Annotated in this window: 10 protein-coding genes and 2 pseudogenes; 9 read left to right on the forward strand and 3 right to left on the reverse strand. The window is 69.7% G+C overall.

Annotation, left to right across the window (positions count from 1 at the left end; translation table 11 throughout):
* Positions 1 to 18 precede the first annotated feature (18 nt).
* The 3 genes from AC1WTP_RS31680 to AC1WTP_RS31690 all read left to right on the forward strand — a co-directional run bounded on the left by AC1WTP_RS31680 (position 19) and on the right by AC1WTP_RS31690 (position 2,454).
* The gene (locus AC1WTP_RS31680) at positions 19 to 1,077 is read left to right on the forward strand and encodes an asparaginase (protein WP_481652910.1); all 1,059 of its coding nucleotides are present in this window, start codon (positions 19 to 21) and stop codon (positions 1,075 to 1,077) included.
* Positions 1,070 to 1,534, forward strand: a complete 465-nt coding sequence (locus AC1WTP_RS31685; protein ID WP_481652911.1) for a PPC domain-containing DNA-binding protein — start codon at positions 1,070 to 1,072, stop codon at positions 1,532 to 1,534. The genes AC1WTP_RS31680 and AC1WTP_RS31685 overlap by 8 nt, the downstream gene beginning before the upstream one ends.
* Positions 1,535 to 1,710: 176 nt before the next feature.
* Positions 1,711 to 2,454: a protein kinase family protein gene (locus AC1WTP_RS31690; protein ID WP_481652912.1), complete on the forward strand. Its 744-nt coding sequence runs from the start codon at positions 1,711 to 1,713 to the stop codon at positions 2,452 to 2,454.
* 627 nt (positions 2,455 to 3,081) lie between these two features.
* Here the strand turns inward: AC1WTP_RS31690 and AC1WTP_RS31695 are convergent.
* Together AC1WTP_RS31695 and AC1WTP_RS31700 are read right to left on the reverse strand one after the other, a co-directional pair.
* A complete protein-coding gene (locus tag AC1WTP_RS31695; protein WP_481652913.1) occupies positions 3,082 to 3,642 on the reverse strand; it encodes a hypothetical protein in 561 nt (186 codons plus the stop codon).
* Positions 3,643 to 3,706: 64 nt separating this feature from the next.
* Positions 3,707 to 3,982, reverse strand: coding sequence for a PIN-like domain-containing protein (locus AC1WTP_RS31700; protein WP_481652914.1), 276 nt, complete (start codon positions 3,980 to 3,982; stop codon positions 3,707 to 3,709).
* A 202-nt stretch (positions 3,983 to 4,184) separates the two neighbouring features.
* On the opposite strand from AC1WTP_RS31700, the pseudogene AC1WTP_RS31705 reads away from it, so the two are divergent.
* The 6 genes and pseudogenes from AC1WTP_RS31705 to AC1WTP_RS31730 form a co-directional block, all read left to right on the forward strand.
* Positions 4,185 to 4,397: pseudogene (locus AC1WTP_RS31705) on the forward strand (sigma factor); the annotation flags it as partial.
* 491 nt (positions 4,398 to 4,888) lie between these two features.
* A complete protein-coding gene (locus tag AC1WTP_RS31710) occupies positions 4,889 to 5,563 on the forward strand; it encodes a hypothetical protein (protein WP_481652915.1) in 675 nt (224 codons plus the stop codon).
* Between the two features lie 60 nt (positions 5,564 to 5,623).
* Positions 5,624 to 6,472, forward strand: coding sequence for an alpha/beta hydrolase (locus AC1WTP_RS31715; protein ID WP_481652916.1), 849 nt, complete (start codon positions 5,624 to 5,626; stop codon positions 6,470 to 6,472).
* A complete protein-coding gene (locus AC1WTP_RS31720; RefSeq protein ID WP_481652919.1) occupies positions 6,399 to 7,346 on the forward strand; it encodes an alpha/beta fold hydrolase in 948 nt (315 codons plus the stop codon). The genes AC1WTP_RS31715 and AC1WTP_RS31720 overlap by 74 nt, the downstream gene beginning before the upstream one ends.
* A 117-nt stretch (positions 7,347 to 7,463) precedes the next feature.
* Complete coding sequence (locus tag AC1WTP_RS31725; protein WP_481652917.1) at positions 7,464 to 8,288, forward strand: alpha/beta fold hydrolase; 825 nt, start codon at positions 7,464 to 7,466, stop codon at positions 8,286 to 8,288.
* Between the two features lie 309 nt (positions 8,289 to 8,597).
* The gene (locus tag AC1WTP_RS31730) at positions 8,598 to 9,575 is read left to right on the forward strand and encodes a helix-turn-helix domain-containing protein (protein ID WP_481652918.1); all 978 of its coding nucleotides are present in this window, start codon (positions 8,598 to 8,600) and stop codon (positions 9,573 to 9,575) included.
* Positions 9,576 to 9,794: 219 nt separating this feature from the next.
* On the opposite strand, the pseudogene AC1WTP_RS31735 reads toward AC1WTP_RS31730, so the two are convergent.
* A pseudogene (locus tag AC1WTP_RS31735) lies at positions 9,795 to 10,013 on the reverse strand (NADPH-dependent FMN reductase); the annotation flags it as partial.

The raw sequence follows: 10,013 nt of genomic DNA on the forward strand, positions 1-10,013 counted from the left end.
CACGGACGAGGAGGTGCGGTGGCGGAGAAGCCGACATCGGTCTTGATGCTCTCCCTCGGCGGGACAATCGCCATGACCGCCGGCAGCGACGCTGGCGGCGTCGTGCCGAACCTGACCGCCGAGGAGCTCATCGCCGCCGTACCTGGACTGGCCGAGACTGGTATCGACGTGCACGTCCAGACTCTCCGCCAACTGCCGGGCGCCTCGCTCAGCTTCGACGACTTCACGGCGCTGGCCGCACTGATCGCCGACCGCACCGCGACCGACGGTATGGATGGCGTCGTGGTCACCCAGGGCACCGACACCATCGAGGAAACCGCCTACCTGCTCGACCTGCTGCACACCGGCAAGGCGCCGGTTGTAGTCACCGGTGCGATGCGCAACCCCACCATTGCCGGCGCCGACGGACCCGCGAACATCCTCGCCGCGATCCGCACCGCCGCCAGCCCCGCCGCCCGCGGCCTTGGCGCCCTCGTGGTCTTCGCCGACGAGATCCACGCCGCCCGGCACGTCCGCAAGACGCACTCCACCAGCGGCGGCGCCTTCCGCTCGCCGAACACCGGCCCGCTCGGCCACGTCGTCGAGGGCACAGTACGGCTGCTCACCCACCCACCGCACCGCCTGACCGTGCCGCTGGAGACGGTCACCCGGGTTCCACGAGTCGGGCTGTACACCGTATCCCTGGGCGACGACGGCGCCCTCCTCGCCGGCGCCGACGGGCTCGACGGCCTCGTCGTGGCGGGGTTCGGCGTCGGCCACGTACCTCAACGCCTCGTCGAGAAGCTCACCGCCCTCGCGACGAGGATCCCGGTCGTGCTCGCCTCCCGTACTGGTGCCGGACCGGTCTTGGCGTCCACCTACGCCTTCCCCGGCTCCGAGAGCGACCTGCAGCGCCGAGGGCTCGTCGGCGCCGGCTTCCTCGACCCCTACAAGGCGCGCATCCTGCTGCACACCCTTCTCGCCGCCGGCGCCGAGCCCGAGATCATCGCCGCCGCATTCGCCGCCTGCGGCACCGGCGATCCTGCCCGCTGGCCCTGGCCGGCCCTCAGCCAACAGCCGGAGATGCAGCATGCGTAGCCACGACCTCACGCCCGGCCGCATGATCGGCGTCACGTTCGACCACGGCGAGGACTTCTTCACAGCCCTCGCCGACGCCTGCCGCATCAACGGCATCCGCCACGGCTACATCCCCGTCTTCATCGCCGGCTTCAGCAGTGTCGAGATCGTCGGCACATGCCAACGCCTCGACAACCCCCAGGCACCCGTGTGGGACCGCGTGCACCTGTCCAACGTCGAAGCACTCGGCGGCGGCACCATCGCCTACGACGAGGCCGAGGACCGGATCCTGCCGCACATCCACCTCAGCGTCGGCCTCAAGGAACACAGCGCCACCGGCCACACCAGCCACCTGCTTGCCGCCACCGTCCAGTTCCTCACCGAAATGTTGGTTATGGAGGTTGCCGCGCCGACAATGCGCCGGGTCCCCGATCCCACGTTGTACGACGTGCCACTCCTACAATTCGGCAACGGCTGATCATCTCAGATGGCGGCGTCGTCTTGTGGGCTGACGGGTTGCCGCGATGCGCGCGAAGGGCAGTGGGCCCCGATCGTGTCAACCATCCGTTTAGCCGCGCAAGGCGCGGTAGCCTCTGCGGGCCGCCCACCCTGAGTAGTCAACCCAGGGCCAGCTGTTTGCCGTAGGTTAGATCGGTGCTCGACCTGCCACTGTCGTCCGCGTTCGTGATCTTCGACGCACAGGGCTCTGGCTGCCTGTCCCACGGCATCGAGGTGATGGGGCGGCGTTGGTTCGTAAAGCGTGCCACTACACGCGAAGCCCGGCTCTCGCCGGCGCGGGCCAGCCGACTGCATGACGTAGTCGCGCACCCGGCGACCGTCGGCCCCGAACAGATCCTCGATGGCCCGGACGGACCGGTGCTGGTGTACCCGTGGCACGACGGCAGCGTCCTGAACCGAGCCACCGTCCACGGGTCGGACCGTGCGGCGCTGGCCCGGTTCCAGCAGCTTCCCATCGGCGAGGTGGAGGCAGCCGTCGACACGATTCTTGACGCGCACCAGGCCGTCGTCACCGCTGGGTTCGTCGCGGTCGACCTGTACGACGGCTGTCTCCTGTACGACTTCGTCGCCCGCCGGATGCGCTTAATCGACATGGATGAGTACCGGCCCGGCCCATTCGTCCTCGACGCCGATCGGTTGCCCGGCTCTCGCCGCTACATGGCGCCCGAGGAGTTCGTTCGCGGTGCTGTCATCGACCAGCGCACCACCGTTTACACCCTCGGTCGCATGGTCGGGCACCTGCTTGACTCCCCAGCGGGCTGGCGAGGGTCCGCCCGTCAGCGTGATGTCGTGGATCGCGCGACACAGAAGGTGCCCGAGGACCGGTACTTTAGCGTTGCTGAACTCACCAGCGCTTGGCGTGACACGACCCAGCCATAGCGGCCTTTCGACGTTGAGCCGGGCGTCGCGCCTCTCGTGGCGCTGCCTCGTCGGAGTCTTCGGCTGGGGGAGGCCGAGGCTGACAGGCGTCGGTCACCGCGGTCCGGTTCCCGGCCCTTGGATCCCGGGCCGAGGGAGCGCACATCATGATCTCCGATGATGTGCGCGGTGTGTGCTCTCCAGCGGATGCCAACCCGGGTGAACCGGTGCCAACGCGGGTCACCGCGGCCGACCGCCAGTCGCAAACCGGGGTTCGTGTGCTCCAGGTGTGCTCCTGGGCTGGGCGAACAGGGGTCCGGGTGACGTGGGTGAACGTGGGCCACTCCCTGCCACCCCAGGTGAACCCCCAGGTCGCTAGACTAGGCGCTCGCGCCCTCGTAGCTCAGGGGATAGAGCAACGGTTTCCTAACCCGACGCTCCGTTTGTGTCCGCAGACTGATGACCTGCGGCTTCTCTCGTTCCGAAACTCCTGCCCCGGTCGCACGGGCGTGTCGCTGTGATCCCCTGCTGAAGCTCAGCGGAAGTGCATAAGCGCTGCTCCCCGCCACTTTCACGTGTGTCGCCGCATTGCCCCCCGTGCGACGTGCCGCGCCGACCCGGGGAGGCTGACAGCGTCGGCGTTGGTCGTTACTCGCGGGTCAGCCCCGGTGGCAGCGCGTCTTCGTCGGGTCGGACCCGGCGGGCGTTGGCCCGGGGGTCGCGTTCGATGTTGTGGATCAGTGGTTCCGGGCCGCCGAGGCAGGTCCAGGTGTCGTCCCAGAGCGCGGAGACCAGCCATGACCGGTCGGCGGGAAAGAACAGATCGGGTAGCGCGCCGTGAGCGTGGCGCATGTGACCACCGGTCCGCCACGTGAGGGCCTGCTCAGGGCCGGCCTCGACCAGCAGGTACGGCCAGTTCCAGTAGAGCGACACTCGCGGGGCATGGGGGAAGACGACATCGTGGGCGCCGGTGTCGAGGTATGCCAGCCACCACGGCTGGTCCGGAGTGTGCGTGACGAGGTCCTTGACCAGGGCCTGCTCGTAGGCGCCGGCGGTGACGTCGTCGGGCTGGTACGTGGTGGCGTAGGCGTCGAAGATCGGCGGGATGGCGGTGGTGATCGAGACTCCGGCGGTGGTGTGACCGGCGATCCAGACCACATCAGCGGCGCTGCCGATGCGCCAACTCCGTCCGTCCTTGCCGACCTGCACACCGCCATTCAAGCCGCCGCGGCGACGGTTGGCGGGGGAACCAGACGATCAGTTCACGACCATTTCAGGTCAGCGGGATCTGCCGCATTGTGGTTCGGGTGGCCGCGTAGACGGAGGGTGGCGGCTCGGCGAGGCAGCGCTCGATATCGCGCCAGCGGCTCATCACGACCTCCAACTGGCCGAAGACGCTGCCCGCGTCGGCGGCTGTCAGGGTGACCATCCTGGCCCGGTGCTCTCGCACGGCGGCGATTTCCAGGCGGTGTTCCTGGATGTGGCGGTCCCGGGTGATGATCAGCCAGCCGCGGCCCGCGAACTCAGCGATCCACTCCGAGTCCTTCACTGCGGGCGAGGCGATCGGGCACGGCGGGCGTTGGCGTTTGTGGATGACCGTGCCGGGATCGCGGGGGTAGGTGACGTCGGAGCGGAGTCCGGCGAGCTGCCATGGGAGCAGCGTAGAGAACGGAGACCGCCATGGGTGTCCGCGATGCGTGTGGCGCGGTGGAGAGAACCGTTTCGCCGAGTGATGCGTCCTAACCTTGCGTGTGATGGACGTGGACGACGAGGAGCTGTTGCGCCTCGTCGGGAAGGGCGACCGCGAGGCGTTCGACGTGCTGTATGCGCGTAACGCACCGTGGTTGATGCTGCGTCTGCGCCGCCGGTGCCGGGACCCGGAGTTGGTCCGGGAAGTGTTGCAGGAGACGTTCCTGACGGTGTGGCGAACCGCAGCCGGCTACCGCGGGGACGGTGCGGCGGTGAGCTGCCCGGGCGGGGGTGTTCGCCTCCGGGCAGGGACGCAGGACCGACGCCAGCGACCCCCACTCCGTTGCGCTGGTCGGCATTCGGATGGCCCGGGCTGCCCCCCCGTCGTCAACGACGAGCAGTTAGCTCTGCTGCGGATCCTGGTCGACCGACGCCGCTCCCTCGGTGAGGATCACACCCGGATGGTCTCCCAGCTGCACCAGCTGCTGCTGAGCTGATTCCCAGTGGAGCGAAGAAGAGCCTGTCCGCCGCCAGGCCAAGGCACTGCTGACCACGGTCAGACCCGGGGACGCGGTTGGCAAGGCCCGACGCCGGGTCGCCGCGGAGCTGATCAGCGAACGGGTCGCGCCCGCATTGCGCGCCCGGCCGACTTGTCCGGTCAGCTGCCCCTTGTCATCTACATCCACGGCGCTGCGGGTGAGCCGGTCAGAGTTTGCGCACGGTTTGCGCACCGCGGTGCGCCTACGGTCCCACCCGAGAGCGAAGGATGCCGCGATCCGCGGCGAGCAGGGAAGGGGCTTGCCATGACCGGTACTTCCATCGGCGCCGTAAGGCTGGCGGTGGTGCTGGTGGTGGTCGGCTTGTTCACCGACGCGTCGTCGTGGTCGGCGGTGGCCCGGCAGGTCCGGCAGGTGTCGACCACTCGTACGGCGGCGCGGTCATTACCGACGCCGCGGCCCAGGCTGACAACGCGGTCGGCCTGGTTCACGCTGCCGGGTTCGCGCTCGACGTGGGGGAGAGCGCGGAGGAGATCACCGGCCGGCTTCCGCGGACCCCGTCGGCGGGGTCGCTCCGACCGCCCACCTACCGCACCGACACCGGTACGTGGGCGGTGGAGGTCGCTCTGGACCCGGGATCGTTCGTCCACACGTACGCCCAGGATCTGCCGTCGGCCGCCGGCGCGTTGATGGGCGTTGCCCAGCGTCCCGCCGCGATGGCCTGCCTCACCGAGCCGGCGCGGTCGCCCACGCGGCGGCTGCCGTCCTGGTACCTGGTCGCCGCCGACGAGAGGTGCCTGCATCCCGACGCGCAGTGGTTCATGGCACGCCGCGCCCATTTCCACACCTTCCAGACCGCCGGCTCCCACGCCGTCACCGTCACGCAGCCGACCGCGGTCGCCGACATCGTCCTCACCGCCGCTCGGGTCCTGCAGGTCCGCTGACGCCGAGCCTTCCGACCACCACCACCACCACGACACCCGCACCCACGAAGGAGAAGGAACATGTCGGAGCATCAACTGCCGGCGCACACCGTCGAGCAGATCGAGCGGGCGAACGCTTCCGGGCGTACCCCGGTGGTCTTCATCCACGGCCTGTGGCTGCTGCCCAGCAGCTGGGAGCGCTGGGCCCTGCTGTTCGAGCAGGCCGGTTACGCGGCGGTCACCCCCGGGTGGCCCGACGATCCGGACACCGTCGAGGAGGCCAACGCGCACCCGGAGGTGTTCGCCGGCAAGACCATCGGTCAGGTCGCCGACCACTACGCCACGGTGATCGCTCGGTTGGACCGTAAGCCGGCGGTGATCGGTCACTCGTTCGGCGGTCTGCTGACGAACATCATCGCGGGTCGTGGTCTGTCGGTGGCGTCGGTGGCGATCTCGCCCGCCCCGTTCCAGGGCGTGCTGCCGCTGCCGATCTCGTCGCTGCGGTCCGCGGCGCCGGTGCTGAGTAACCCGGCGAACTGGCACCGTGCGGTGCCGCTGACCTACGACCAGTTCCGGTACGGCTTCGCCAACGCGGTAAGCGAGGAGGAGGCGAAGTACCTGTACGAGACGTTCGCCGTGCCGGCGCCCGGCGCGCCGCTGTTCCAGGCGGCGGTGGCAAACCTCAACCCGTGGACCGAGGCGAAGGTCGACACCGAGAACCCCGACCGCGGGCCGCTGCTGTTCATCTCCGGGGCCCGGGACCACACCGTGCCGCGGGCGATCACCGAGGCGGCGTACCACCGGCAGCAGCGCAACAACGGCGTCACCGAGTTCGTGGAGATCGCCGACCGCGGCCATTCGATCACCGTCGACGGCGGCTGGCAGGAGGTCGCCGATAGCGCCCTGGCCTTCGTCCGCCGCTTCGCCTGATCCCGACACACCCAGTAACGGCAAGAAAAGGAGGCCCTCAATGGGCTGCGTGACCACCGACGACGGCGTGCAGATCTTCTACAAGGACTGGGGCTCCGGCCGGCCGGTCGTGTTCAGCCACGGTTGGCCGCTGAACTCCGACAGCTGGGAGGCGCAGATGCTCTTCCTGGCCGAGCGCGGTTACCGGGTCATCGCCCACGACCGCCGCGGGCACGGCCGTTCCACCCAGACATGGGACGGCAACGACATGGACCACTACGCGGACGACCTGGCCGCGGTGCTGACGGCGCTCGACGTACGGGACGCCACCCTGGTCGGGTTCTCGACCGGCGGCGGCGAGGTGGCCCGGTACATCGGCCGGCACGGCACCGGCCGGGTCGCGCAGGCGGCGCTGATCTCGGCGGTGCCGCCGCTGATGCTGCAGACGCCGGACAACCCGAACGGTACGCCGATCGAGGTGTTCGACGGGCTGCGGGCGGGATCGATCGCGGATCGGTCCCAGCTGTACAAGGACCTCGCCGCCGGGCCGTTCTTCGGCGCGAACCGGCCGGGGACACAGGTGTCGCAGGGGATGCAGGACGCCTTCTGGCTCCAGGGCATGCAGTCCGGGCACAAGAGCGCCTACGACTGCATCAAAGCGTTCTCCGAGACCGACCTGACCGAGGACCTGAAGCGGTTCGACGTGCCGACTCTGGTCGTCCACGGTGACGACGACCAGGTCGTGCCGATCGAGGCCGCCGGCCGCGCCTCCGCGGCGATCGTCAAGGACGCCACCCTCAAGGTGTACGCCGGCGCGCCGCACGGCATCACCGACACCCACAAGCAGCAGCTCTGCGACGACCTGCTCGAGTTCGTCGACAGCTTCAAGCGCTGAATCACATCCCGGCGGCAGGCCCTGCCGAACGGGCCCACCGACGTGCCTGCCCTCCCGTTCCCCCGCACCCATCGAAAGGCAAATGCCGTAATGAACGATAACCAGAGCGAGCCACGCATGCCGCGCCGGCCACTGCTGGGCGCGATCGCCGGCGCCGCGATCGGCGTGGCCACGGTCCCGCTGGTCGCGGCCGCCCCGGCCGCCGCCAGCAGATCGACCAGCGGCCAGGACGCGAGCAAGCCCACGGTCGTGCTGGTGCACGGTGCGTTCGCCGACGCGTCCGGCTGGGCGGCGGTCACCAAGCGACTGCTCGGCTGCGGCTACCCGGTGCACGCCCCGGCCAATCCGCTGCGCGGCCTGCACAGCGACGCCGAGTACCTCCGCACGTTCCTGTCCACCATCACTGGACCGGTCGTGCTGGTCGGCCACTCCTACGGCGGCGCGGTCATCACCAACGCCGCCGTCGGCAGCCACAACGTCAAGGCCCTGGTCTACATCGCCGCGTACGCCCTCGACGAAGGCGAGGCCGTGGCGGCCGCCAACGACCTCGGCGGCGGCCACAGCGACCTGATCAACCACGTCGTCCTGCGCCCGTTCCCCGGTGCCGGGGAGGGCGATGCCGACGGCTACATCGACCCAGCTCACTTCCGGCGGCTGTTCGCCGCTGATTTGCCCGCCGCGCAGGCAGCGGTGATGGCCACCGCCCAGCGGCCCGCCGCGCTGTCGACGCTGCTGACCCCGTCCGGCGTGCCCGGCTGGAAGACCATCCCCAGCTGGTACGTCGTCGCCAAGGACGACCAGACCATCCCGCCGCAGGCTCAGCGGGTCATGGCCGCCCGCGCCCAAGCCCGCACCACCGAAGTACGCAGCTCCCACGTGCCCATGATCAGCCGTCCGGACGCCGTCACGCACATCATCGTCACCGCCGCCACGACGGCCTGATCCACGCGGTGGGTGTCGTCACGGGCGACCGCGGCGGCACCCACCACCGACCGTCCTCCACCATCCGGCGCCGACCTGCTTCGGCTCTCAACACCTACGACACCTGCCCCCCCCCGGCTGGCGGCGACGACCGGTGCATCGACGTGAACGGCGGGTGCGGCGCAACAGCCAAGCACTGGCCCACTGACGCATACCCAAGCTTGTTGTACGGACCGTTTGGAGCACACCATGTCCAAGCCTGTCCTTGAGCCCACCCGAGACGCCGGGACGGTGGCAGGGCGCGGGCATCCGGCCTGGGAGAGACCAGCCGTGAGCGTGACCGTGAGCAGGGACGATGTCGCCCGCCACGAGGAGTTCGCGCGCTGGAACGAGTTGGTGAGCCGGTCGTTGGCGCCCGTCATCGTCACCGTAGCGCGGGGGGTGCCGTTCCAGGCGAGTATCACCGCAGGCGAAGTGGGGGTTCTGCAAGTCTCGGCGATCGAGGCCGATCCGCAGCGGGTGGTCCGCCCGATGCGTCTGATCACCCGCTGCCCGGGGGAGTCCGTCATCGTCGTCCAACAACTGAGTGGAGTCACGTTGGCGATTCAGGACGGGCGGGAAACCCGGCTGGAACCGGGCGGTCTCCTTGTGTGCGACACCGACCGTCCGTACGTCCTTGACCAGCCCGAGCGCTTCCGTGCGCTGGTGTTCCGGCTGCCACGTACCGCCGTGGGTATCCGGTCGGATGTCCTACGCCGCGTGACCGCCTCGCCGATCCATACGGATTGCGGGGTGGGCGCGCTGCTCGCGCCGTTTCTCGCCCGACTCGCGGACAGCGCCTCGCTGCTGGTGCCCGGTGTCAGCGAGCGGCTTGCGGGAACGACGGCGGATCTGCTGGCCGCGCTGATTATGGAACAGGCTGGAACGCTGGCCGTTGACGTCCGCGATGGGCAGGGCGTGCTGATGCACCGGATACAGCGCTATATCTCCTCGCGTCTTGGCGACGTGGACCTGTCTCCGGAAAGTGTGGCCGCGGCGAATCACATCTCGGTGCGCTATCTGCACAAGCTGTTCGAGCGGGATGGGATTACGGTGCGCCGGTGGATCCAACAACGCCGCTTGGAGCAGTGCCGCCGGGAACTGGCCGGCCGTGACGCCCTCGTGTCGGCGGTTGCCCAACGCTGGGGCTTCGTGAACACGTCCCACTTCAGCCGCACGTTCAAGGCGGCGTATGGCGTCTCGCCGCGGGACTGGAAGCACCAGCGTGCCGCGGCAACGGCAGGCCAGCATCAGCCGACGGCGGCATGACTCGGCGTGGGCATGCCGGATCGGGAGTTCGCGCTCGCGGATCCACGGCCCGGCGGTGGGTGAACGGCCGCGCCGGAGCGCCAGCGGCGAGGGACAGTCTGTGCTGCGCTCCATGACAGTGAGCCCGCCCCGGACGGGCCTGTCAACGGCCAATCGGTGCACCCGCCCGCTGCCCCGGTCGGGCATCGTCGACCACGGTGCCGGATCCCGCCCGGGCGGTCAGCCGTCCCGCAGCCCGCCCAGGAGGTCCTCGAAGGTGCCGGTGAGGGCGAACGGGTCGGCGGGGCCGGTGGAGGGTGGGCGCTGCTGTATCTGGTCGGCCAGCTCGGTGCCGGCCCGCTCGATGCGGCGTCGCAGGGCGCCGTCGGCGGTGCCGCCGGACCAGTCCTCCGGCGCGGCGAAGACCGCCGTCGGCACCACCACCGCGTGCAGGTACGC

The organism is Micromonospora sp. R311 (assembly GCF_056780015.1).

Coding starts and splice junctions, on each gene's coding strand:
- AC1WTP_RS31710 (WP_481652915.1), top strand. CDS start 4,889: ATGCCGCGATCCGCGGCGAGCAGGGAAGGGGCTTGCCATGACCGGTAC.
- AC1WTP_RS31685 (WP_481652911.1), top strand. CDS start 1,070: ATGCGTAGCCACGACCTCACGCCCGGCCGCATGATCGGCGTCACGTTC.
- AC1WTP_RS31725 (WP_481652917.1), top strand. CDS start 7,464: ATGCCGCGCCGGCCACTGCTGGGCGCGATCGCCGGCGCCGCGATCGGC.
- AC1WTP_RS31715 (WP_481652916.1), top strand. CDS start 5,624: ATGTCGGAGCATCAACTGCCGGCGCACACCGTCGAGCAGATCGAGCGG.